At 51.1% G+C, this 23,278-nt stretch carries 20 protein-coding genes; 17 read left to right on the top strand and 3 right to left on the bottom strand.

What is annotated here, in order from left to right; genetic code table 11:
• The first annotated feature begins 165 nt into the window (after positions 1 to 165).
• The 7 genes from ACQ76X_RS31155 to ACQ76X_RS31125 all read left to right on the top strand — a co-directional run bounded on the left by ACQ76X_RS31155 (position 166) and on the right by ACQ76X_RS31125 (position 8,423).
• Positions 166 to 810, top strand: a complete 645-nt coding sequence (locus tag ACQ76X_RS31155; RefSeq protein ID WP_438497631.1) for a hypothetical protein — start codon at positions 166 to 168, stop codon at positions 808 to 810.
• Positions 811 to 1,139: 329 nt separating this feature from the next.
• Entirely contained in the window at positions 1,140 to 2,693 is a 1,554-nt protein-coding gene (locus tag ACQ76X_RS31150; protein WP_438497630.1) for a peptidoglycan DD-metalloendopeptidase family protein, read from the top strand.
• Positions 2,694 to 2,875: 182 nt separating this feature from the next.
• Positions 2,876 to 3,607: a response regulator YycF gene (gene yycF, locus ACQ76X_RS31145; RefSeq protein ID WP_038598226.1), complete on the top strand. Its 732-nt coding sequence runs from the start codon at positions 2,876 to 2,878 to the stop codon at positions 3,605 to 3,607.
• On the top strand, positions 3,607 to 5,439 hold the full coding sequence (gene walK / locus ACQ76X_RS31140; RefSeq protein ID WP_038598224.1) for a cell wall metabolism sensor histidine kinase WalK: 1,833 nt from the start codon (positions 3,607 to 3,609) through the stop codon (positions 5,437 to 5,439). The genes yycF and walK overlap by 1 nt, the downstream gene beginning before the upstream one ends.
• Positions 5,436 to 6,713: a YycH family regulatory protein gene (locus ACQ76X_RS31135; RefSeq protein ID WP_438497629.1), complete on the top strand. Its 1,278-nt coding sequence runs from the start codon at positions 5,436 to 5,438 to the stop codon at positions 6,711 to 6,713. The genes walK and ACQ76X_RS31135 overlap by 4 nt, the downstream gene beginning before the upstream one ends.
• Before the next feature lie 141 nt (positions 6,714 to 6,854).
• A complete protein-coding gene (yycI, locus tag ACQ76X_RS31130; RefSeq protein ID WP_341380298.1) occupies positions 6,855 to 7,598 on the top strand; it encodes a two-component system regulatory protein YycI in 744 nt (247 codons plus the stop codon).
• Positions 7,599 to 7,616: 18 nt separating this feature from the next.
• Positions 7,617 to 8,423, top strand: a complete 807-nt coding sequence (locus ACQ76X_RS31125; RefSeq protein WP_438497628.1) for an MBL fold metallo-hydrolase — start codon at positions 7,617 to 7,619, stop codon at positions 8,421 to 8,423.
• Here the strand turns inward: ACQ76X_RS31125 and ACQ76X_RS31120 are convergent.
• Positions 8,392 to 8,598: a hypothetical protein gene (locus ACQ76X_RS31120; RefSeq protein WP_038598216.1), complete on the bottom strand. Its 207-nt coding sequence runs from the start codon at positions 8,596 to 8,598 to the stop codon at positions 8,392 to 8,394. The two genes, ACQ76X_RS31125 and ACQ76X_RS31120, sit on opposite strands and share 32 nt — an antisense overlap.
• A 376-nt stretch (positions 8,599 to 8,974) precedes the next feature.
• Here ACQ76X_RS31120 and ACQ76X_RS31115 point away from each other — a divergent pair, with 376 nt between their 5' ends.
• From ACQ76X_RS31115 to cydC, 7 genes are all read left to right on the top strand, one after another.
• Positions 8,975 to 10,222 (top strand): S1C family serine protease, encoded by a 1,248-nt coding sequence (locus ACQ76X_RS31115; RefSeq protein ID WP_438497627.1) that lies wholly within the window; start codon positions 8,975 to 8,977, stop codon positions 10,220 to 10,222.
• A 388-nt stretch (positions 10,223 to 10,610) separates the two neighbouring features.
• Positions 10,611 to 10,811 (top strand): cold-shock protein, encoded by a 201-nt coding sequence (locus ACQ76X_RS31110; RefSeq protein ID WP_019914582.1) that lies wholly within the window; start codon positions 10,611 to 10,613, stop codon positions 10,809 to 10,811.
• A gap of 202 nt (positions 10,812 to 11,013) precedes the next feature.
• Positions 11,014 to 11,244, top strand: a complete 231-nt coding sequence (locus tag ACQ76X_RS31105) for a cold-shock protein (RefSeq protein WP_038598212.1) — start codon at positions 11,014 to 11,016, stop codon at positions 11,242 to 11,244.
• A 224-nt stretch (positions 11,245 to 11,468) separates the two neighbouring features.
• A complete protein-coding gene (locus tag ACQ76X_RS31100; protein WP_438497625.1) occupies positions 11,469 to 12,872 on the top strand; it encodes a cytochrome ubiquinol oxidase subunit I in 1,404 nt (467 codons plus the stop codon).
• Positions 12,859 to 13,875 (top strand): cytochrome d ubiquinol oxidase subunit II, encoded by a 1,017-nt coding sequence (gene cydB / locus ACQ76X_RS31095; RefSeq protein WP_438497623.1) that lies wholly within the window; start codon positions 12,859 to 12,861, stop codon positions 13,873 to 13,875. Before ACQ76X_RS31100 ends, cydB begins: the two co-directional genes overlap by 14 nt.
• Positions 13,875 to 15,638, top strand: coding sequence for a thiol reductant ABC exporter subunit CydD (gene cydD, locus ACQ76X_RS31090; protein ID WP_438497621.1), 1,764 nt, complete (start codon positions 13,875 to 13,877; stop codon positions 15,636 to 15,638). Before cydB ends, cydD begins: the two co-directional genes overlap by 1 nt.
• A complete protein-coding gene (gene cydC / locus ACQ76X_RS31085; RefSeq protein WP_438497619.1) occupies positions 15,635 to 17,434 on the top strand; it encodes a thiol reductant ABC exporter subunit CydC in 1,800 nt (599 codons plus the stop codon). The genes cydD and cydC overlap by 4 nt, the downstream gene beginning before the upstream one ends.
• A gap of 116 nt (positions 17,435 to 17,550) precedes the next feature.
• Here cydC and ACQ76X_RS31080 read toward each other — a convergent pair whose 3' ends face one another.
• Entirely contained in the window at positions 17,551 to 18,912 is a 1,362-nt protein-coding gene (locus ACQ76X_RS31080) for a DUF2252 domain-containing protein (protein ID WP_438497618.1), read from the bottom strand.
• 345 nt (positions 18,913 to 19,257) lie between these two features.
• Between ACQ76X_RS31080 and ACQ76X_RS31075 the strand changes: the two genes are divergently transcribed.
• Together ACQ76X_RS31075 and ACQ76X_RS31070 are read left to right on the top strand one after the other, a co-directional pair.
• Entirely contained in the window at positions 19,258 to 21,066 is a 1,809-nt protein-coding gene (locus ACQ76X_RS31075) for a M3 family oligoendopeptidase (RefSeq protein WP_438497617.1), read from the top strand.
• 44 nt (positions 21,067 to 21,110) lie between these two features.
• Positions 21,111 to 21,278 (top strand): CxxH/CxxC protein, encoded by a 168-nt coding sequence (locus ACQ76X_RS31070; RefSeq protein WP_063829780.1) that lies wholly within the window; start codon positions 21,111 to 21,113, stop codon positions 21,276 to 21,278.
• 91 nt (positions 21,279 to 21,369) lie between these two features.
• On the opposite strand, the gene ACQ76X_RS31065 is transcribed toward ACQ76X_RS31070, so the two are convergent.
• On the bottom strand, positions 21,370 to 22,764 hold the full coding sequence (locus ACQ76X_RS31065) for an MFS transporter (RefSeq protein WP_438497615.1): 1,395 nt from the start codon (positions 22,762 to 22,764) through the stop codon (positions 21,370 to 21,372).
• A 136-nt stretch (positions 22,765 to 22,900) separates the two neighbouring features.
• Here ACQ76X_RS31065 and ACQ76X_RS31060 point away from each other — a divergent pair, with 136 nt between their 5' ends.
• On the top strand, positions 22,901 to 23,251 hold the full coding sequence (locus tag ACQ76X_RS31060) for an ArsR/SmtB family transcription factor (RefSeq protein ID WP_038598198.1): 351 nt from the start codon (positions 22,901 to 22,903) through the stop codon (positions 23,249 to 23,251).
• The last annotated feature ends 27 nt before the right edge of the window (positions 23,252 to 23,278 follow it).

Here is a 23,278-nt window from a genome sequence, read left to right as displayed (position 1 = left end):
TGTGAGTAAAGGGGCCCTATGTGGGTCTCTTTTTTTTGCGCTTCAACAATTATGTAATATTTTGGTTTCCCGAAGCTGGTTCTAGTCAATACTGGGAGGATGAAAGCAATAACGCACTGATCCTCCGGAGATTGAATATGAACAGGGCGCAAGGGAGTGATGAAGATGAAGATAGTAAGACGTGCACTTGGAGTCTGCCTGATTGTCGTACTGGCCAGCGCACTTTCGGTTCTGACCACGGCATTCGTCGTCAATACGTATATACAGTCGGTGTTGGCCAGTTTTGATATAAAGCTGGAGGGGCCGTCACCGGGAATTGGCGGTTTTATCAAGAGCCTCACAGGAACGGGAGTCACGGATAACGCCAAGAATGTAGCTGAGGATGATAAAGGTGCTTCCGGTGCGGTGAAGGACAGCAAAAGTGAAACGGTGGATACACCAGAACAAAAGACGGAGAAGTCCGTGGAGGAAAAGGTGCCTGAGGATGCTTTGGCTGTAATGGGAGAGGCTTCCGGAGAGGAAGAACAAAGTGACAGTGCACTGGACCAGCAGCTGGTGATGACACCGGAAGCGATGGGTGAGCTCAAGGACAGTTTGCCCATGGATGAGAAATCCAATATTTTCAATATCCTGATGACCAAACTTCCGCAGGAGGAGATGCAGAAAATCTCAACGGCGATGGAGGATGGGTTGACGGAGAATGAAGTGAAGGAACTGCAGCAAGTCATTGCCAAGTATGTGAATCCTGATGAATATGACACATTAATGAAAATGCTTACACCAAATTCAACTGAGGGTACCACAAACTAAAAATTGTCATTTTTTGGACACGTTCTTGATGTTAAAATGTCAAAATCATGGAACAAACCCGCGATTATCGCGGGTTTTGTCTTTGGGGTAAAGTTGAAATTTTTCTGCCGTCTATGGTACAGTAAAAAAGGACTATAAGGGGTTAATTTTTTGTAACCTTTTTAAATATAAGAAAAGTACGAATTTTACCTCATACTTTATGCTTATATTTTGGACGAAAACGAAATGAAGGTACACTAACGCACATAGTAAATAGACGCAGCAGCATATATAAAAGGGGTCGAATAACAAGGTTGGCCGCTTCTAAGCGGACTGAAAGGGAGAGTTTCATGAAAGGATTTAAGTTCATGCGCGGGATGGGGAAACTGCGGGACAAAGCAGAGACATCCGCAGGATTCAGCGCAGAAAGTCAAAAGGGCAGTTCTGCCTCTAGCGAAACTAACGTCTTTTATCAAGAAACCAAACCTCGGAGATTCCGGCGGTCCTGGATAGCAGCTTCTGCCGGTCTGGTGCTTCTGGCGACCTTTTTAATCGGTGCAGAGAAGAAATATGTGACCGCGAACACGGTAACCTATTATAAGGTGCTGGTTAAGGGTGAGGAAATAGGAAAGATCAGCGAGGAAACGGAGCTGGATCGGCTGTTCGAAGAGAAGCAGCAGGAATATCAGCTCAAGTATCCCGATTCAGTGATGGTGCTGCAAACAAGCGGCATTACGACAGAGGCGGAAAAAGCGTATAAACCGGAGATAGACAGTGCGGCTACACTGGACAAGCTTGATAGCATGCTTAAAGCTTATGCAGTGGGTGTGCAGCTGACGGTGGATGGCAAAGCTGTGGGGATTGTCAAAGATCAGGAGACAGCGAATGCCGTACTGCAGAGCGTGAAAGAACACTACGTTCCGGCTGCCGCGGTTTCAACGGGCGCCCAGCTCAAGAAGACAGCAGCTACGCGTTCCGCGAAGGCGGCTGCACCGGCAAATGCAGACAAGGTAGAATCGGTTGCCATTCAGGAGGACGTTGCCGTTGTTCCTGTCAAGGCAGACCCCACCCAGGTGCTGAGCGTCGAGGAAGCGGTTGAGGTGCTCACCGAAGGGAAAGAGGAGCCGCTTGTTTATGCGGTTCAAGAAGGCGATACCGTCTCTGGGATTGCCAAACGTTTTGAGATTACGCAGGCTGATATTTTCCGCAACAATCCGTCGGTGAAAGAGCTGACCCTGCAAATTGGAGACGAGCTGCAATTGACCGTACCACAGCCAGAGCTTACTGTAGTGACCGTGGAGCAGGTATCGGAGCAGCTTGCCACTGAACCGGAAGTGATTGTCCGCAAGAGTGATGAGCTGGCAGCAGGCAAGAGCAAGGTTGTCCGGGCAGGACAGACCGGTCTGAAACAGATGCAGTACCGGGTGACCAAGGAAAACGGCCTCGTAGTGAAGGAAGAATGGATGGGCCAGACGGTTCTGAAGGCTTCCTTGCCTGAGGTAGTCTATCGCGGCACGAAGGTAGTCGGCGAAGGAACGGGCATGTTCGCCTGGCCGGTTAGCGGGGCAAGCCTCTCCAGCAGCTTTGGCCAGCGCTGGGGACGAAGCCATAAAGGAGTCGATCTCGTATCCGGCAACAGGACCATCACAGCTGCGGATGCCGGGACGGTTACTTTTGCAGGTGTACAGAGCGGCTACGGCAATGTGGTCATTGTGGATCACAAAAACGGATATGTCACCTACTACGGCCATCTGAGAAGCATCTCAGTATCTGTTGGCCAGCGGCTGGAGCAGGGAGCCAGCATTGGTGTTATGGGCAACACGGGGCGTTCAACCGGTACCCACCTGCATTTTGAGATCCGCAAGAACGGCACAGCGGTCAATCCGCTGAGATATCTGAAATAATCCATAGGTTATAATCAGCCGTCCGAGTTTTCGGGCGGCTTTATCTTTTAAAGCTAAAAATATATTGATGAACTGGATGAAAGTACATTTCTATCCCCACTTCGTAGGATGTGACGCCAGTGCAGGTATGTTAAAATAAGAGAATGAGTGATTAGTACGCTTAGAAAGGTGAAGCTGAGCATATGCAGATGGGAACGATTCTGGTAGTAGACGATGAACAGCCTATTGCTGATATATTAAAGTTTAATCTCGAAAAAGAGGGCTATGAGGTAATCTGTGCCTTTGACGGCAACAGTGCTGTGGAACTGGCTCTGTCCAGACGGCCCGATCTGATGCTGCTTGATCTGATGCTTCCCGGCAAGGATGGCATGGATGTCTGCCGCGAAGTGCGCTCAGCGCATTTGGACATCCCGATCATTATGCTGACAGCCAAAGACGGTGAGATCGACAAAGTGCTGGGTCTGGAATTGGGTGCGGATGATTATGTGACCAAGCCTTTCAGCACGCGCGAGCTGCTGGCCAGAGTCAAAGCTCAAATGCGGCGCCAGCATAAGCCATCGCCGTCCGAAATGCTTAGTGAAAGAGCGGAGAGCAAACAGGGCGTCAATCATTTCGGCCTGTTCGTTGATACCGACATGTACATGGTTTATAAAGATGGAGAGCCGCTCGATTTAACACATCGTGAGTATGAGCTGCTCTATTATATGATTCGCCACGCCGGCAAAGTAATGACCCGGGAGCATCTGCTGCAGGCGGTATGGGGCTTCGAATACTTCGGGGATGTGCGGACCGTGGATGTCACGATCCGCCGGCTGAGAGAAAAAATTGAGGAGAATCCCAGCAAGCCGGAATATATCTTCACCCGGCGCGGACTCGGTTATTTGATGCATAGCCCCAAAAGCGGGGGGCTGTGATGAAAGGGCGGTCCTTTTTCCGGACGATTCAGGCCAAGCTTATCATTATTTACGTACTGCTGATTCTGATTGCGATGCAGCTGATCGGTGTATATTTTGTCAGCTCGATGAAGAATTCACTAACCGATAACTTCACCAAAGATTTAAAGGCGCGGGCAGAAATGTTGTCGATCCTTACGGCAGATAAACTGGGCAGCGAAGCCGGAACAGCCGGTGAAGAGACTGCGGTGGAGAGTCTGCGCGGAATGGTCAATAATCTGTATATCAGCGGAGCTGAAATTCAGGTACTGGATGCGAGCGGTAAAATTATTACGACATCTGTCCCTTCGCAAAATGATTATGTCGGGCAGCGGAACACACAAACCGTGGTCAGCCGCGCCCTGCAAGGCATCAGCGATAATGAGGAATATATCATTGCCGATGATAATGTGCGCAAGAAGGTGGTCGCCAAGCCGGTTCTCTCCGGCGACAAAGTGGTAGGTGCGATTTATATTGCTGCCGATATGAAGGATTTATACGCCACGATGAGCCGGATTAACAGCGTGTTCCTCTCCGGTCTGCTGCTGGCACTCGCCCTGACAGCCGTTCTGTGTGTCATTCTCGCCCATACGATCACCCATCCTATCAAGGAGATGACCCGGCATGCCACAGCGGTTGCTGAGGGCCGGTTCAACCGTAAAATGCCTGTATTCGGCAACGATGAAATTGGGCAACTCAGTCAGGCGTTCAACTACATGACAGGAAGGCTCCGCGAAGCGCTGTCGCAGAATGAAGAGGAGAAGGAGAAGCTTGCTTCCATCCTGACCAATATGAGTGACGGCGTGGTTGCTACTGATGAAAGCGGCGTGGTGATTCTGATGAATACCCGGGCAGCAGATATGCTGGGAGCGGAAGGCCCGCTTCCGGAAGGGGCACCGCTCGATGAGCTGCTGGGTCTCGATCATGAGCAGTCGGGGTCGCTGGCGCAAGGCAACGCCCAATCAGCGATGCTTCATCTCTCGCCAATGGGCGGAGGCGATCCCAATATCGTCCGGGTGACCTTCACCCCGATTCACCGCCGTGAAGGCGGAGGGATTGCCGGAACCATTGCGGTGCTGCAGGATGTTACCGAGCAGGAGAATTTGGAGGAATCGCGGCGGGAGTTCGTGGCGAATGTCTCGCATGAGCTTCGGACTCCACTGACGACGATCAAGAGCTATGTTGAAGCGCTTGATGATGGTGCGCTCGATGATCCGCAGCTTGCTGCACGGTTTGTCGGAGTCATCCGCAATGAGACAGAACGGATGATCCGGCTTGTTACAGATCTGCTGCATCTCTCGCGGCTGGATTCGAGGGAATCGAGCCTGCGCATTCAGCAGACGGATATCTCCGAGATGCTGGAGGATGTGGCGGACCGCTTCTCCTTCCAGATTCGCCAGAAACGAATTCATATCAGCACAAGAGTGCGCAAGGAAGTCGCCACGGCCTGGCTGGACCGCGATCAAATTGATCAGGTGCTGGGCAATTTGGTCTCCAATGCGCTGAAATATACGCCGGAAGGCGGAACCATTCAATTGGAGGCACTCAAAACCGAAGATGGAATGCTAGCCGTTTCTGTACGTGATTCCGGGATTGGGATTCCCAAGAAGGATATCGAGCGGATTTTTGAACGTTTTTACCGGGTCGATAAAGCCCGCTCGCGCAATATGGGCGGCACCGGACTCGGGCTGTCCATTGCCCGGGAAATTGTCAAGGCGCATGGAGGGTCAATTTCCCTGCAGTCAGAGCTTAATGAAGGCTCACTGGTAACCTTCACACTGCCTCTGAAAGAGCAAAGGGGGAGTGTGTTGTGAAGGAAAGAATCAAGTCATGGATTCTTGCCCTGCTCGTTTGCGGAAGTCTAATAGAGAGCTATTATCTGATCTACCGGCTGCCGGGGAGCGACTCAGCAGTGATGTCAGAGAACCTATATGTGAAGACAGATAATATGGGGCCCGAAGAGAAAGTTGAGAATCTGCTCTACCCTGATAAAATGATCATTCATATGGGGGAGGACAAGCATACGCTGTTTTATCCCGGCTCCACCTTCTATGACCTGATCATGAACCGGCTGAAAGGGCGCGGGTTTGAGAGCTTTCAGCGGCGCTCGGTGCAGGATTTCGATTGGGACAAGATCCGCAGTGAGAATTCGGGCATTGAGCTGTCCTTCGGTGCCGGCATTCCGGTAACCTTGCTGCAGAGGGTAATGCAGCTCGCTCCCGATTCGCTGTTCCAGGGAGAGAGCATTGACCGGATCTGGATTTACAATGTTAAAAATGATTCCAAGGCACATGCTGTCTTTTTCAGTACTAGAGGTGATATCGTATATGAAGCGGCTAAGGCTGATTTGACCGTTCAGGACGTGCAGCAGCATGTGGATTTCGGTATGAATTGGACGCCATATACAGCAATGAATGGCGATTATTATGTGCCGGAAGAAAAAATATCGCTGGTTGAGGTGGAAATTCCCTCCGGCATGTACACCATTGAACAAATGCAGAACAATCTATTCTTTGATGCCGGCAGCACCAGATATATTCCAGAGAAGGATGGCTCAAAGATTTATACAGACAGCAAGCGCAGCCTGCAGGTTGATCAGGAACAGAACTGGATGAGCTATAGCGATCCGGCTGCACTTCCTGCGGGTGAGAGTACACCTGCGAAGGATGCCCTGGAAGCGGTGGATTTTGTCAACAAACATGGTGGGTGGAACGGTACATACCGTCTGGCATCAACGGAGGAGGGCAACCAGGAGCGGACCGTTTCCTTCCAGCAGTACTACGGTTCTTATCCGATTATGAGCAAGCCGAAGCTGCAGTATGGCGCTATTAACCTGGAGTTGCAGCAGGGCACAGTATCCTCCTATGAGCGATCGCTGATGTATACAGAAGAGGGAAAAGCCGTTAAACAGGTTGTGGAGCTTCCCGGTGGCGATGAGCTGCGGGCTAAGCTGGCCCAATTCAGCGAAGCTTCGCCTGTGAAGGATTTGACCCCGGCCTATGTTGCTTCAGTAAACGGGGAGAAGCTGAAGCTCCTGCCGGTATGGCGGGTAACGCTCCGTGACGGCACTTTCCTTACACTGAACTAGAGTAATAGACGCGCGGGAATTCACACGACGAAGCAGATTCAATGAAGTTAATGCTCACAAACGAAGCGAATGCTTCCGAAGCTAGTTTGTTCGAAGTAGATTCAACGAAGCTAATGCTCACAAACTTTGAGGAGGAGCGGTATGGACTGGGGAAGAGCCAAAAATGTGCTGATTTACGCCTTTCTGGTATTGAATCTGCTGCTTTGTTATCAGCTCTGGATGGACTTGCGCGATCAGGCCAGTGCCAATCTGGATTTCACTTCCCTGTCCGCAGAAACGCAGGCGGTGATGGAACAGAAGGGGATTCGTGTGTTGTGTCCCATTCCGGCTGCCACTCCGCAGCTGCCCGATATCACTTACCGCTACTCCGGGGAAGAGCAGAATGAGGAGCCGGTTGAACTGAAGGTGCCGATAGACAGCAAGCTGATTTATTCATCATTTGCCGAACTGAGCAGTTCACTGGCAGACCAGATCACAGACATCGCCAATTATCGCTTTGATTCTCAGGAGAGCGAGGTCGGCAAATTTGTACTTCATCCACTGGTCGACCATAAATGGTCTTTGTTCAGAGTGCGGCTTGAGCTGATCAACAGCGATCAAAAAATTGTGGCCTACCGTTGGCCGAAGATTGAAATCGGAGCTACAAACAGTGACGAGGATATCCAGAAGGTGCTTCCGGCCTCACAGGCACTCAGCAGCCTGATTGAGAAATATTTTCCGGCGGATTCGGTAGTTAAAGAGATTGAGCTTGGCTATTATGGGGAATTGTTCAACTCTGAAAGCCAGGTGGCTTCGCCAATGTGGCGCTTTATGCTGGAGAACGGCAACGCCTATTACGTCGATGCCATCAGTGCGGACATCATCAGTCCGAAGACAACAGAGTAGAAGGAGCAGGAGAGAGATATGGGGATTTCATTTACGGTACTGTCCAGCGGTTCTACCGGCAATGTAACAGTGGTGCGAAACGGGGAAACGGCGCTTATGATCGACGCGGGCCTCAGCGCCAAACGGATCGACGAGCTGCTCGCGATGCGTGAGATGACAGGCAAGGAGATAGACGGAATTCTGGTTACACATGAGCACTCGGACCATATCAAGGGACTTGGAGCCATGGCCCGCAAATACGATCTTCCGATCTACGCCAACACTAATACCTGGGGGGCGATTGAGAAGGGAATCGGCACTATTGCCGAGCATAACCGGATTATTATGGAGACCGGACAGCACAGGGATTTCGGCAGTCTGCGGGTAGAGTCATTTGCAATCTCCCATGATGCGGCTGAACCGGTAGGGTACAATTTTTATGACGGCAAGGAGAAGCTTTGTGTTGCTACGGATCTTGGGTATGTCAGTGATAAAGTGCGGACGGCGATTGCCGATTCGGATGTGCTGGTACTGGAGGCCAACCACGATATAGAGATGCTGAGAATGGGGCGTTATCCGTGGAATACGAAACGGCGGATTCTTGGCGATTTAGGCCATCTCTCCAATGAGGCGGCGGGAGCGGCACTAAGCGAGATTCTTACCGGACGGACCAAACGGACCTATCTGGCTCACTTAAGCCGGGATCACAATATGATGGATTTGGCCAAAATGTCGGTGCGCGGGGCAATGGAAGACCGGGGCTGCTTTTTCAGAGACAGTGAGTTCAGATTGTGCGACACCTATTATGACCAGCCTACGCCGTGGGATAAGGTGAGCCAGTCATAAGCTGGTCTACCTCCGTAATTTTACGTTCCAACTCTTGGCGTGAGAAAAGCCCTTTATCAATCAGCAGCTCGATCATAGCGCTTTGAACCAGGATCAGATGATAGTGTTCATCCTTCAGGTCACCGAGTTTGCCGATAAATTGCACCAGATCCATACTTGTTGAAAAAGACTCCATATTTATTCCTCCTTCTGAGCTAAACGAAAGCTGATCTGTAAAAAATTTGTAGGTTTTTTGCGTCAGAAAAAACGTGGGTGCTAGCCCTGCCTGTGATACAATCATAAAGAGCAGAATTAAGCGTGAGTTTAAATAGTACTTCTATTATTGTAGTCTTTTAAGTTGGAAAATATTCCGGATTGAAGCTTATCCTTTTTTAATATGTTGCAAGAATAGGAGACCCCTTGCGCTTATAACACACACATTTGTGGTGAATGAATGAAGTGAAACCTTTTAGAGCTTTCAGGAGTCTAAGAGATAAAGCGGAAAGCTCGGGCGTGGTTGCTTGGCGTTCAGGTTATGGATGCAGTGGCAATAGAGGGGAGAGGATGTAACGGTGGGACTGTTTGATGATGATTTTTATTCAACCAAGGTACCACGGCGCGAAGGCAGAGGGCAGGAACCCTCTAAGGTCTTAACGAGCCGGAATTGGTCTGCCCGCAAATCACGGCGGAGCCTGGCAACTTGGCAGGTGTCTGTCATTAGCTCAGTGATCAGTGCGGTGGTTGCAGTGCTTCTGTTCAGTCTGGCTACAGGTCAGTTGACACAAGAGAAGGCGGAGCAGCCGAAAGTGATTGAGAAGGTGACTGCAAGCAGCGGTGACCCGTATGAACGGATTGTTCAGGCTGCGGCTCTTGTCCGACCGGCGGTTGTGAGCATAATTAATCATAAAGAAGATAACAAGGAACTTAACATTCTCGACGAGTCGGCACTTGGCTCGGGAGTGATCTATAAGAAGGACGATAACAAGGCCTTTATTATTACCAATAATCATGTGATTGAGGGCTTCGGCAAGCTGGAAGTGGTTACGGTGGATGGTGAGACACGCAAGGCAACACTTGTGGGTACGGATAAAGTAAGTGATATCGCAGTGCTCTCCATTGATGCCAAAGGTATTACCACAGTCGCCCAGATTGGTGATTCCTCCAAGCTGCGGTTTGGGGAGACAGTCATTGCTATCGGCAATCCGCTGGGACTTGGCGATAGCTTGACCTCGGGGATTGTCAGCTACACAGAACGGACCATTCCCGTATCACTAAACCAGGATGGTGTCTATGACTGGGAACAAGAAGTCATTCAGACGGATGCTGCAATTAACGAGGGCAACAGCGGAGGTGCGCTGGTCGATCTGGACGGCAAGGTGATTGGTATTAATACAATGAAGATTTCCGATACAGGCGTGGAGGGACTTGGTTTTGCCATCCCGGCCAATCATGTTATGGAAACGGCGGGTGAGCTTGAGGCAAACGGGAAGATTGCCCGCTCTTATCTGGGAGTGTATTCCGTGGATTTGAATAACCCTTATGTGCCGCTCGCAGAAGACCAGCGCAAGGAGCTTAATCTGCCAACCACCGTTAAAGACGGAGTAGTTGTGCTGGATGCGGTAGGGCCGGCCAAGGATGCAGGACTGCAGTTCAATGATGTGATTACCAAGTTTGACAATGAACCGATCACATCGACCCTTTCGCTGCGCAAGTATCTGTATGATCACACCAAAATCGGAGATGATCTGAAGATTACTTATTACCGCAACGGAGAGGTAAAACAGGTGACGGTGAAACTTCTTGAAAAACAAAAGGAATAAAAGCGGCATCAGCCGTATATAATAATGTAGCAGTCAAGATAAGCGAGACGGCCCAGCCGTCCTTATTATAAAATTAAGGACGGCATCCGTTTCGAAGTCAAATCATCTGGGTATATTACTTAATATGGATGCAAATCCCCCTTTTTATAAAGACTGGTAGCCCTTACATTGGGAACAACACCTTATAAGGGGAAATACGGATATATTCGGATGTTGGCTTGCCTTTGTAACTCCGGTGTGGTAACATGAGATTAATCATACATTTGATACCTAATTCTCGTATTGAAAAGGGCTGTCAATGCAAATACAACCTTTTTCAATGTGTGAATTTTTTCTTTGTTTGAAGATAAAAAGAACATATTAATTTAAATTTGTGGAGGTAACACACATGCAAACAGGTACAGTTAAATGGTTCAACGCAGAAAAAGGATTCGGTTTCATCGAAGTTGAAGGCGGAAGCGACGTATTCGTTCACTTCAGCGCAATCACTGGCGACGGCTTCAAAACTTTGGACGAAGGCCAACGCGTTGAATTCAACGTTGTTCAAGGCAACCGCGGACCACAAGCCGAAAACGTTGTAAAACTGTAATAATAGAAGCACCGTCCCCGCTTTTGCAAGTTGGGACGGTCTTTTTTTATAAGATCAACTGCTATATCATCATGAAACCACAACATGATCTTGAAGTAGAGCAACTGCAAATGAAGGATTTGTAAGCATCTTAGAAAGAGTATAATTGGATGCTTTTTTACTTGTTTCTCAACTTGTAACATAAAGGAAGGGAGGAACGGCAATGAACTACCGGAAGAAGCCTTTAGAGGAAGTACCGGAAGAAAATACCGCAATTTGGGCCTGTACCAATGATGGATGCAACGGATGGATGAGGGATAATTTCGCATTTGAACATGCGCCTTCTTGCCGTCTCTGTCATGCCCCAATGGTTCGCAGCATGAAGATGCTGCCGCAATTGCTTAATTCTAATGGCGATCTCAAATCGCTGAAGAAGGGTATTTCGATTACCTAACCAATGCCTTTATGAGTCAAGCTTTCTATAGAACGACGAACAAATCCAAGACGGTAAAACCGTCTTATTTTTTTTGCTTTCTGAACGTAATATTGTGATATTTGTCACAAATTTATTGTTTTTTAGCCCGAATCCGGGTGTATAATGTGATAATTATCACACTTTGAGCCTTAAATTTTTGACAGAATAGACATAACGAATGGGGAGAAGAAAGGGGAAGAAACATGGATACAGTTATGCTGTCACGTATACAATTTGCGTCGACGACGATCTTTCATTACTTCTTTGTACCGGTATCTATTGGACTTGCACTCTTGATCGCGATCATGGAGACGATGTATGTCCGAAAAGGCAACGATGAGTACAAAAGAATGGCGCAGTTTTGGGGAAAGCTATTTCTCATTAACTTCGCAGTAGGGGTAGTAACAGGGATATTGCAGGAATTCCAGTTTGGAATGAACTGGTCCGATTATTCCCGCTTTGTCGGGGATGTATTCGGGGCTCCACTTGCTATTGAAGCGCTGCTGGCGTTTTTCCTGGAGTCTACATTTATCGGCTTATGGATTTTCGGCTGGGACAAAGTCTCCAAGAAGATTCATTTACTGTCCATCTGGATGGTAGCGCTGGGAACGATGTTATCGGCATTCTGGATTCTCGCAGCCAATTCTTTTATGCAGCACCCTGTTGGTTTTGCGATGAATAATGGCCGGGCCGAAATGAATGATTTCCTGGCTTTGATTACAAACGGACAATTGCTGGTGGAATTCCCGCATACGGTGCTCGCGGCTTACGCTACAGGGGCATTTCTGGTAACGGGTATCAGTGCCTATAAAATGCTCAAGAAGCAGGATGTACCTTTCTTTAGAAAATCGTTCGAAATTGCGGCGATTGTCGGCATTGTCTCCTCCATGGGTGTAGCCGTTGCAGGTCATGCCCAAGCGCAGTATCTGGTAGAGACGCAGCCGATGAAGATGGCAGCTACGGAAGCCCTTTGGGAGGACAGTGGTGACCCTGCGGCTTGGACAGCCAGTGCTTTTATCGATCCTGACAATAAATCAAACTCCGGGGAAATCAAGATTCCTTATATGCTGAGTTTCTTGTCCTACAGTAAGTTCTCCGGTGAAGTTAAAGGGATGAACACGCTGCAGGCGGAATATGAACAAAAGTACGGCCCGGGAGATTATATCCCGCCTGTGCGTACGACGTTCTGGAGCTTCCGGATCATGGTGGTCGCAGGCACGCTGATGATTGTGCTCGGCATGTATGCGATGTATCTGATGTGGCGCAAAAAGATGGACCGTCCGAACACCTGGTTTATGCGGTTCATGTTCTGGGGGCTGCTGCTTCCGCCAATTGCCAATACTGCAGGCTGGATAATGACAGAGATCGGACGTCAGCCTTGGACGGTATTCGGATTAATGACGACAGAAGACAGTGTGTCTCCTAATATATCGGCTGGACAGGTGCTGTTCTCGGTGATCTCCTTTACGGCGATCTACGCTATTCTGGGAGCGGTACTGATCGGATTGTTCATCAAAGTTATCAAAAAAGGCCCTTATGCCATGGATAACGATCACGGTGAGTCGCATGATCCATATAATAAGGAGGGATCGCATGCTTTCTCTTAATGAATTGTGGTTTGTGCTGATTGCGGTATTATTTATCGGATTTTTCTTCTTGGAAGGCTTCGACTTCGGCGTAGGAATGGAAACGCAGTTCCTGGCCAAGAATGATACGGAACGCCGGGTGCTGATCAACTCAATCGGACCGTTCTGGGATGCGAATGAGGTATGGCTGCTGACGGGTGCGGGCGCGATGTTCGCTGCTTTCCCCAACTGGTATGCAACGCTGTTCAGCGGATTCTATATCCCGTTTGTCTTTGCCCTGCTGGCGCTGATTGCCCGCGGTGTCGCCTTTGAATTCAGAGGCAAACGCGATTCACTGGCCTGGAAAAGAACCTGGGACGCCTGCATCTTCTTCGGCAGCTTCCTTCCGCCGTTCCTGCTGGCAGTAGTGTTCGCGAGCTTCATTAAAGGGTTGCCGATTGACGGTGACATGCAGATGTATGCCGGATTCTTCGACATCGTGAATGTGTATACCGTAGTCGCAGGGATTACTGTAGTGATGCTCTGCCTGGTGCATGGCCTGATGTTCACGACGCTCCGTACGGTTGGCGATCTGCAGGTCCGTGCGCGCAAACTGGCGCAGAAGCTATTGTTCCCTCTGGCTGCGCTGCTGGTTGCTTTTGTAATTATGACTTACTATATGACAGATGTGTTTGAACAACGTGGTGCACTGCTGCTGGTATTAGTGATTCTTGGCATTGCCGCCTTCGTTCTGTCCGGCTATTTCATGACCAAGAAGAAAGACAGCTGGGCATTCGGGATGACCGGAGCGGTTATGGCTTTGTCGGTGCTGTCGATATTTGTGGGACTGTTCCCACGGGTTATGATCAGCTCTATTGATGAGGCGTTTAATCTGACCATCACCAATGCGGCTTCGGGCCAGTATTCACTGAAGGTGATGTCGATTGTGGCGCTGACGCTGCTGCCGTTTGTGCTGGGTTATCAGATCTGGAGTTATTTCATCTTCCACAAACGGGTTCACGAGAAGGAGCATCTTGAATACTAATGGATAAAAATTTGCTTGGGTACAAAGGAGTTAAGCCGGTCTTTCTGATCGTAGGCTTCCTTACCCTGGTGCAAAGCCTGTCCATTCTTCTGCTGGCCAAATCGCTGGCAGAAGTAGTCTCTGCGCTGTTTGCGGGAGAACCGCTGAAGGAACAAGGGGCGACAATGCTCTTGTTCCTTCTTGCGTTTCTCGCACGCCATGCCTGTGCCATGCTGATGAGCCGCTTCTCTTACCGCTTCGCGGAGAACACCGGCAGCAGTATGCGGAGACAAATGATGGACAAGCTGTTCCAGCTGGGACCGAGGCTGGCGGGCGACCGGGGAACGGGAAATCTGGTTACGCTTGTGCTTGAAGGGGTAACGAAGTTCCGCACCTATATAGAGCTTATTATTCCGCGGATGGTAGGGATGGCGGTAACACCGGCCTTGCTTCTGGTATACATCTATACTCTGGATACGTCGAGCGGAGTTATTCTTACCCTGACGATGCCGATTATTATCGTCTTTATGATTCTGATCGGAATGACCGCCCGCAAGCAAATGGACCGCCAGCTGAAGTCCTACTGGACGCTGTCCAATCATTTTGTCGATTCGCTGCGCGGGCTGGAGACGCTGAAGTTTCTCGGGCGCAGCCGCAGTCATAGTGACAGTATTGCCGAGGTCAGTGACCGCTATCGTTCGGCTACAATGCGTACGCTGCGTGTAGCTTTTCTGTCTTCCTTCGCGATGGACTTCTTCACGATGTTATCTGTGGCCTCAGTAGCTGTAAGCCTGGGCCTGCGGCTGGTCAATGAGCAGATGACCCTGGTTACCGGGTTAACGATTCTGATCCTGGCGCCGGAATATTTCCTGCCGGTCCGGCTGGTCGGTGCGGACTTCCATGCTACGCTGGATGGCAAGGAAGCCGGTGAAGCGATGAAAGACATTATCGACCGGGATACGGTAACAGCAGAGGTATTGGAGGCTGATGGAACGGAAGCTTCAACAGCCGCGCCGTCTCCTGCTGCTGTATTTACTTGGCGGCAGGAGAGTGTGCTGAAGCTGGAGCAGGTTGGCGTTAAATATGAAGCAGACGGGATTGCCTCGCTGGAGGGCGTTAACCTGGAGTTCAAGGGTTCTACGAAGATTGGAATTATCGGAGAGAGCGGCGCGGGTAAATCCACACTGGTCGATATCCTGGGCGGCTTTCTGCATCCTACCTCAGGGAGCATCAGCATTAACGGGAACCGTGTCAGTGCGCTTACCGATGAGGAGTGGCGCAAGCAGACCTCATATATTCCGCAGCGGCCGTATATTTTCAGCGGTACGCTGGCGGATAATGTACGTTTCTATTATCCGGAAGCTTCGACGGAAGCTGTTGCTTCGGTGATGGCCGCCGCAGGCTTATCCAAGCTGGTGGAGTCGCTGCCAAGCGGACTGGATGAAATGATCGGCGGCGGCGGCCGTTCGCTCAGCGGCGGTCAGGAACAGCGCGTCGCGCTGGCCCGCGCACTGCTGAGCAGCCGTCCGGTCATGCTGCTCGACGAGCCGACCGCCCATCTCGACATAGAGACGGAATACGAGCTGAAGCAAACGATGCTGCCGCTATTTGCAGGGAAACTTGTGTTTCTCGCCACCCACCGCCTGCACTGGATGATCGATATGGATCTGATTGTCGTGATGCAGCAGGGACAGGTGGCCGAGGTTGGTACCCATCCGGAGCTAGTTGCCCGGCGCGGTGCTTATTATGAGCTTATTCAAAGTCAATTGGAGGGAATCCATTGAAACGTGAAGGATGGTTTGCTCCCTATGTCTCCCCTTATTTCTGGCGGTTTCTGCTGATTATCGTGCTGGGGGCGTTGACGATTTTCTCAGCTTCGTCCCTGATGTACACCTCGGGATTTCTGATCTCAAAGGCGTCTATACCGCCAGAAAATATACTGATGATCTATGTGCCGATTGTCGGCGTGCGCACGTTCGGGACGAGCCGGGCGGTAATCCACTATGCGGAACGCCTGGTCTCGCATGATACGATCCTGCGGATTCTCTCGAAGATGCGGATCCGGCTGTACAATATCCTGGAGCCGCAGGCGCTGTTTCTATCTTCGCGGTTCCGTACCGGAGATATTCTCGGCATGCTGGCCGACGATATTGAATATTTGCAGAATGTGTATCTGCGCACTGTATTCCCAAGCATTATTGCCCTCCTGATCTACGCGGCGGCGGTCATTTCCATCGGCACGTTTAATGTGGCTTTTGCCCTGCTGATGGGACTCTATATGCTGGTGCTGGTAGTTGTGCTGCCGCTGATTTCCCTGCTGCTGACGCAAAAACGCCAGCGGCAGGTGAAGCAGGAGCGCAACCGCCTCTACCAGAAGCTGACGGATGCTGTGCTGGGGATGGGCGACTGGGTGATCAGCGGACGGCAGGGCCAATTCGTGGAAACCTACGAGGCCGATGAGAGAGCTGTAGCCCACACCGACGGAGCGCTGCGGCGCTGGGCGCGCCTGCGCATGTTCATCGGGCAGGCGGTTGTTGGCATCGGCGTGCTGTCGATGCTGTACTGGGCCGCCGGCCAATTCGCAGACGGGGCCATTGCCGGAACGCTGATTGCAGCGTTTGTACTGGTGGTCTTTCCGGTAGCAGATGCTTTCCTTCCGGTCTCGGAAGCGGTGGAGAAGATCCCGCAATACCGCAATTCGCTGGAGCGCTTGTCCGGCGTGGAAGCCGCGGAAGGAAATATGGCGGGGACAGCGCCGGATTCGGGGAAGGCTGACACTGCCCGCCATGTGGATGCTGCGGTCAAGGCGATCAAGGAAACTGGGCAGGCGCCTATCCGGCTGGAGAATGCCGGTTACCGCTATGCTGCGGGAGATGACTGGTCGATCCGCAATCTGACGCTCGATATTCCGCAAGGCCGGAAGATTGCCGTTATCGGGCGCAGCGGGGCAGGGAAATCGACACTGCTGAAGGTGATTCAAGGCGTCATTACGCCTTCCGTTGGTTCGGCCACGATTAAGGACATTGAAGCTTCCGCTTATGGTGATAGAATTCCGCAGCTTATTGCCGTGCTGAACCAGAGCCCGCACTTGTTCGACACTACCGTAGCCAATAACATCCGGCTTGGTAATCCTGATGCATCTGATGAGGACATTAAGCAGGCCGCCAAGCTGGCCAAGCTGGACACACTGATCTCATCGCTGCCGGAAGGCTATAACACAGCGGTGCGCGAGGCGGGCCAACGCTTCTCCGGCGGGGAACGCCAGCGGATAGCCCTGGCGCGGATTCTGCTGCAGAATACACCAGTAGTTGTGCTCGACGAGCCAACCGTCGGGCTTGACCCGCGTACAGAGCGGGATCTGCTGGCTACTATGTTCGAGGCCATGGAGGGCAAGACGCTGATCTGGGTCACCCACCATCTTGTCGGTGCAGAGCAGATGGATGAAGTGATTTTTATGGAGAACGGGTTCGTGGAAATGCGCGGCACCCATGCCGAGCTGATGGACAAGGAACCGCGCTACCGCAAGCTGTATGAGCTGGACCGGCCAAGCGGGTTCGTGAACACGGCAGCAGGAGAATAGAGTTGAATACGAAAAGGCTCTTTCCACCCAAGAGGGGGAAAGGGCCTTTTTTAAAAACATAAGAATTTATATGCTTCGCGCTATTGGCGATTCACGATTACCTACAGCCGGTGCAGCTACTCCACCTGAGGCACTTCCGCTTCCTCTCCAAACCGCTCCTTCACCCATTCTGTAAACATCACGAAGTCTTTCTCCACCTGGGTGGCATAACCGTAAGCCCATTGGGAAATATAGCGGGCAAAAGCATCAGGGTCCGGGCCCATCGCTTTGGCAATTTCCTTCTCGCTGTGGTAGGAGAGGATTCCTTGGTCCACATCGGCGTCGGCTCTGGCATGCATTTTGGCCGTTAGGCTGCCCATGACTTCAACAACCTGGAGCATATCGTCTACAGTTGCGATGTCTTTGAGCTTCAGGCTTTTTTTATACGGGGAGCGTTCGCGGACATAAAAATCCCGGCCATCCATCGTCAGAAAGCCCAGATAGGGATCAGCTTTGTGATGCATCGCCTGCTGTGTGGCCGCCACACGTTTCCCTTGATGTCCGAATGTGCTCCAGAAGGATTCCGAATAAGGCATGAAATAAGCCGGGACTGGCACACGAACCTCTTTTACTTCCAAAATGGTATCGTCGCTATCTTCTTGACTGCTTCCGCCTTCGATCAATATATAGTAACGGTCCAGCCCGATGGATGCAGTGCCCGAGCCATGTTTGACAGCAATGTCCTTCATCCGGTAATGATCATCGTCCCAGTTGCGGGCAACAATCGTCTGCATATAGAAACTCCACGCCTTCTCCAGCAACGCTTGCTCCGCTACCTCAGGAACAGCCAGTTCGGAGTTCTCCAGAAATACTCTGCCGCTCTGCATTTGGGACGTGACCTTTTCCAGAAAATGACCCTGGCGGCGTTTCTCCAGCTTGCGGAGCAGCTTCTTCACCGGTCCTTTGGCTCCGTTCTCATTCATTACGAAGTTGCCGGGGTTGTCCTTGCCTTGGCTGAACCGGCGGATCCCTCTGGAATAGGCCTGCACAAAACCCTCGATTACGTTAAGCTGCTCTGCCTCCCCGTACCCCAGCTGCCGCCCGACAAGCGCAATACTGCCTGCCATACGCAATATATCGTACAGATAGGAGCCGACATAACCCTCATCGAAATCATTGACGTCATATACGATAGAGCCATCTTCGCTGCGGAAAGCCCCGAAATTCTCGAAATGCAGGTCCCCTTGAATCCAGGTCGGGCGCTCCGCCGAAGTGTGGTAGGGAAAGTACTGTCTTGTGGCGTCAAAATAGAACAGATAAGAGCTGCCCCGGTAGAATGAAAAAGGGCTGAGCGACATCTTCAGGTACTTTTCTGCCCGCTTCCCGGGAGTCAGGCCCATAATGGTGCCGTCGAATTCATCAAAAATGGAGATTAACAGATCTTTGCGGAGTTTCGTACGGGTACGAATGACACCCTCGGTTATGGATTCATTGATCATGATAGGTACTCCTTTGCGGGAATAAATAGAATTAAGCTTATCATAACGCATTAACCCTGATATTTCCTGATGATCTTAGTGAAGGTCCGCCATCTTCCTTTCTGTGAACCGCTGTTAGTGGGTTATATCCAGTTATTTACCGCATATTTCACCATGAAGAAGCGTGATATACTTGAATGAATTTATTGTAAAACATCGGAAGAGGTGGAAGCATGTGAGTTGCAACCGCAGGATAGAGAGTTATGAAAATACATTTAACTATACGCAGCCCGCTATATGTATTTATGGCTGGTTGCCGGGATACGTATAGCTTCAGCTGCGTTTATGATAAGGAGATAAATGCAGATGGACTTAACATGGGACCTGGAGAGCCTGTACCCCTCATTCCAGTCAGATCAATTTCAAGAGGACCTTAAACTTGCGGAGACTCTTGCTAGCGGCCTCAAGGCATGGGCGGCTCTTCATTTAAAGGATAACGATAATGCGGCCAAACAAACGGAAATGTTCCTGGAGCGTTACAACGCGTTCAAAAGAGTATATCTCTGCCTGTTCAGTTATGCAGAGCTGGTCTTCAGCAGTGACAGCGGCAATGCAGATGCAGTGAATAGCATGGATGAACTGGAGGATACCGCCGCAGGTGCCGGCGAAGCGTTGGTAAGCTTCAGCAAATGGCTGGCCCAAGTGAGCGCGGAGGATCTGGAGAACATCATACAATCTAGCGATTATCTTGCCGGGCATGCCTTTTATCTGCGCCAGCTTCAACGGCAGTCACAGTATTTGCTCAGTGAAGAGGCGGAGACGGTCATTGCCCGGATGCAGAATACCGGTGCCAAAGCTTGGGAAAGACTGTATATGAGAACCTTGTCTACATTGCGCGCGGATGTGGAAATGGAAGGTGCGATTCGTAGTCTGTCTCTATCGGAACTGCGAAATCTGGTCTATGACAGTGATCCACGGGTTAGAAAAGCAGCGTATGAGGCTGAGGCCGAGGCTTGCCGGAGCGTGTCGGAACAGAGTGCGGCCTGCCTCAATGCCGTGTGCGGAGAAGCGGCAGCAGTCTATGAGCTGAGAGGGTATGCTTCGCCGCTGCATAAGGTGCTGGCAGCTTCGCGCATGGATCAGAGGACGCTTGAAGTCATGCTTCAGGCTATAGAGGAAAGCCTGCCGGTCTTCGGGCAATACTATCTCCAAAAAGCAAAGCTCCTGGGACATACGGGCCCGCTGCCATTCTATGATATCTTTGCTCCGGTTGGCGGGGAGTCTTCTTCCAGAATTACCTATCCGCAAGCGCAGGAGCTTATTGTAGCCGGATTCAGCACGTTCAGTGCAGAACTGGGAGAGTTTGCCCGCAAAGTGTTCACCCGGCGCTGGATTGATGCTGAGCCAAGAGCGGGGAAAGGGAATTACTGCCTGTGCGTAGATATCTTTCCGATCGGAGAGAGCCGGATTATGACGAGTTTTACCGGAAGTTATATGGATGTCAGCGTGCTGGCGCATGAGATTGGACATGCGTACCACAGCAGCTGCCTCGCCGGGGAGACGATGGTCAATACCGATTATCCGATACCGATTGCTGAGACGGCATCGATCTTTTGCGAGAGTCTGATCCATCAGGCGCTGCTTCAGTCTGCCCCGGAGGAAGAAATGCTGCCTATCCTGGAACGGAGCCTTTCCGACGCCGGATATTTTATCGTTGATTTCTACGCCCGCTACCTGTTCGAAAGCCGGCTGTATAATAGAAGGAAATCAGGAGCGTTAACTGTTGAGGAGCTTAACAGTCTAATGCTGGAGGCAATGACTGCCGCTTATGGTGACAGTGTCGCTCCGGAATCGGTTCATCCTTACCAGTGGATCAGCAAAGCCGGATATTATATGACAGGCAACGAGTTTCTGAATTTCCCTTATTCCTTCGGGCTGCTGTTCTCCAAAGGACTATATGCACAGTACAAGAAGCGGGGCGGGGATTTTGTGAACCAGTATCAATCCTTCCTGGCAGCCAGCAGCAGAACTACCATCGCGGATGCCGCAGAACTGATGGACATTGATGTGCATTCGCTGGAGTTCTGGCGGGATGCGCTGGCTCTCATTGCAGAGGATATCCTGCAGTTTGGGACAGGTAGTTCCTTTTTGCCGGGAAGTGTGGTAGAACAATAGAAGGAGTATACGCCGCAGCGGCACAGAAAGGGATGCTTGATTGAATGTACGTAGTGTGTAAGGAACATGTGGAGCTGGCCATCGACAAGTTTGTGGACGAGTACGAGGATGCACCGGATATTGTGGATCTGAAGGAAACCGAGTTCTCGGACTGGGACCCGCCGGCGAAATGTGCGGAATGCGAGAAAAATGCGGAGTATTTGGTGGTCTAGGGACCTTCAATAAGTAATCAGGCAAGAGTAGAAAGCACCGGGCTGCTGTAGTTACAAGCGGCCCGGTGCTTTTTTGTGGAAACATAGGGAATTAGACATCCGCCAGTTCTCCGGTCCGGCTGCTACGGCGGTACATAAAGGCTGAAAGAATAGCAATTCCTGCGGCCAGTGAAAGTCCCCAGTAGATGTTGGAGTAAGCCGACGAAAGCGATAATCCGCTCTGCCACTCCAGGGCGCTGGCTGCCAGAGCTACGCTGAATGCCCCGCTGAAGAATTGAAGCAGCTGAAACAATCCCATACCGGAGCCGATCTGGGCAGAAGGGAGGATCCGCGAGATTTCATTGGATACACTGCTGGACAACGCCGTAAAGGACAGGCTCATAATCATATAGGTCAACATGACCGCAATCCAGGAGTGCGCGGCGAGCAAAGCAAACAGGACGGTGGCGGTTAGCACAAGGAGCGGCGCATATCGCAGAATGCCCCCATTGCCATATCGGTCAATAATCCGTCCTACCCCCCGGGAGACGATAATCGCCAGCAGTGACCCCGGAAAGATAACCAGCCCGGCGTGGCTTGCACTGAAGCCGAAGCGGTGGGTCAGAATCTGCGGCAGCAGAAACAAGGTGGCAAAGCTGCATAAATAAGAAGCAATTCCGACCAGCGACAGGACCAGATAAGACCGGTCACGGAACAGTGCAGGCATTACGAACGGATCGGGAGTACTGCCAATACGGCGGATGAACAGGGCAAGGGAGGCCACTCCGGCGATCAGCGCAATCCAGTATCCGCCGGTCAGAAACAGCAGAAGGCCGGTCGTTCCGATACCGAGAAACAGTCCGCCGAGCGCGTCGAATGAACCGCGGCGGGGCACTTCTCTGGGCAACAGCACCAGAAACAGCGGCACCAGAAGCAGGATGGCGGCCGTAACGGCGAACAGCCAGTGCCAGCCGAGATATTCGACGATACTTCCGCCGGCCACCGGACCGAGACCCAGGCCAAGCGAAACCGCAGACATGATGGTCGCCATTGCTTTGCCGCGGCGGGCCAGCGGAACATAGCGGGTGAACAGCACGAGTGACAGGGACATCACCGCGCCTGCACCGGAAGCCTGTGCAATACGTACAATCAGCAGAAATACGAAATTCGAACTGAAGAAGCCGGCAATCGCCGCCAGGCCAAGCGTCAGCAGACCTATAGTAAGCAGCCTGCGAATCGGCAGGAAATCGGAGAGCCGGCTGAATGTGATGGAGGCAATGGAGAACATGATCGAATACCCGGTTACGATCCAGGAAGCAGATGCAGCCGTGATGCCGAATGTTTCAGTCACATCGGGCAATGCCAGGTTGAACATAGCGGTATTCATTATAACAAGTACAATGGCGACACTGAACAGAACGGTCAGCAGCCCTTCCCGTGGAAGAGTGGCTTCCACCGAAGGGGCTGAGCTGTCCACTGCAGGTGGATATGTAGAGCTTGAGCTCATGTGAGGGCCACTCCTTTATTGTTTGATAGTTCGATTACTTACGAACAATTGAAATATAGCATGCAGTAAGGTAAAATGCAATTAGGAACTTTATAATATTTTGCACCCATCTGCACCACAAAGGGGATATTTATCTATGAAGATACTGTATCATCCGGACCGAAAAGACATTCAACTTGCTTCCGTACTGTATGCGCTCAGCGATCCTCTTCGATTATATGTTGTTTCGGAAATCCGCAAGCATGGTGAACAGGCCTGCAACAGCTTCAATGTCCCTATCGCCAAATCGACCATGTCGCATCATGCCCGCACGCTGCGCGAGGCGGGAGTCGTCCACACCCGTGCCCAGGGAACACAGCGCCTGCTGTCGCTGCGCTCCGATGACCTGGAAGAGCGGTTCCCCGGCCTGCTTGATTCCATATTGGAGGCCTATGAATCGGCTGGTGAGTCAAAGCTGTTGTTTATGGAGAAGACGGAAGAGCACTAGACGGCAAGCATTCGGATTCTTTTGCAC

Source organism: Paenibacillus sp. IHBB 3054 (assembly GCF_051594305.1).
GTDB lineage: Bacteria > Bacillota > Bacilli > Paenibacillales > Paenibacillaceae > Paenibacillus_AQ.
Note: the sequence above shows the minus strand (reverse complement) of the source record. Positions and strands in the feature narration are given on the sequence as shown.

Bases quoted from the DNA above. Each gene is read 5' to 3' on its own strand.
- ACQ76X_RS31155 (WP_438497631.1), top strand. From the start codon at position 166: ATGAAGATAGTAAGACGTGCACTTGGAGTCTGCCTGATTGTCGTACTG.
- ACQ76X_RS31150 (WP_438497630.1), top strand. From the start codon at position 1,140: ATGAAAGGATTTAAGTTCATGCGCGGGATGGGGAAACTGCGGGACAAA.
- yycF (WP_038598226.1), top strand. From the start codon at position 2,876: ATGCAGATGGGAACGATTCTGGTAGTAGACGATGAACAGCCTATTGCT.
- walK (WP_038598224.1), top strand. From the start codon at position 3,607: ATGAAAGGGCGGTCCTTTTTCCGGACGATTCAGGCCAAGCTTATCATT.
- yycI (WP_341380298.1), top strand. From the start codon at position 6,855: ATGGACTGGGGAAGAGCCAAAAATGTGCTGATTTACGCCTTTCTGGTA.
- ACQ76X_RS31125 (WP_438497628.1), top strand. From the start codon at position 7,617: ATGGGGATTTCATTTACGGTACTGTCCAGCGGTTCTACCGGCAATGTA.
- ACQ76X_RS31120 (WP_038598216.1), bottom strand. From the start codon at position 8,598: ATGGAGTCTTTTTCAACAAGTATGGATCTGGTGCAATTTATCGGCAAA.
- ACQ76X_RS31110 (WP_019914582.1), top strand. From the start codon at position 10,611: ATGCAAACAGGTACAGTTAAATGGTTCAACGCAGAAAAAGGATTCGGT.
- ACQ76X_RS31105 (WP_038598212.1), top strand. From the start codon at position 11,014: ATGAACTACCGGAAGAAGCCTTTAGAGGAAGTACCGGAAGAAAATACC.
- ACQ76X_RS31100 (WP_438497625.1), top strand. From the start codon at position 11,469: ATGGATACAGTTATGCTGTCACGTATACAATTTGCGTCGACGACGATC.
- cydB (WP_438497623.1), top strand. From the start codon at position 12,859: ATGCTTTCTCTTAATGAATTGTGGTTTGTGCTGATTGCGGTATTATTT.
- cydD (WP_438497621.1), top strand. From the start codon at position 13,875: ATGGATAAAAATTTGCTTGGGTACAAAGGAGTTAAGCCGGTCTTTCTG.
- ACQ76X_RS31080 (WP_438497618.1), bottom strand. From the start codon at position 18,912: ATGATCAATGAATCCATAACCGAGGGTGTCATTCGTACCCGTACGAAA.
- ACQ76X_RS31075 (WP_438497617.1), top strand. From the start codon at position 19,258: ATGGACTTAACATGGGACCTGGAGAGCCTGTACCCCTCATTCCAGTCA.
- ACQ76X_RS31070 (WP_063829780.1), top strand. From the start codon at position 21,111: ATGTACGTAGTGTGTAAGGAACATGTGGAGCTGGCCATCGACAAGTTT.
- ACQ76X_RS31065 (WP_438497615.1), bottom strand. From the start codon at position 22,764: ATGAGCTCAAGCTCTACATATCCACCTGCAGTGGACAGCTCAGCCCCT.
- ACQ76X_RS31060 (WP_038598198.1), top strand. From the start codon at position 22,901: ATGAAGATACTGTATCATCCGGACCGAAAAGACATTCAACTTGCTTCC.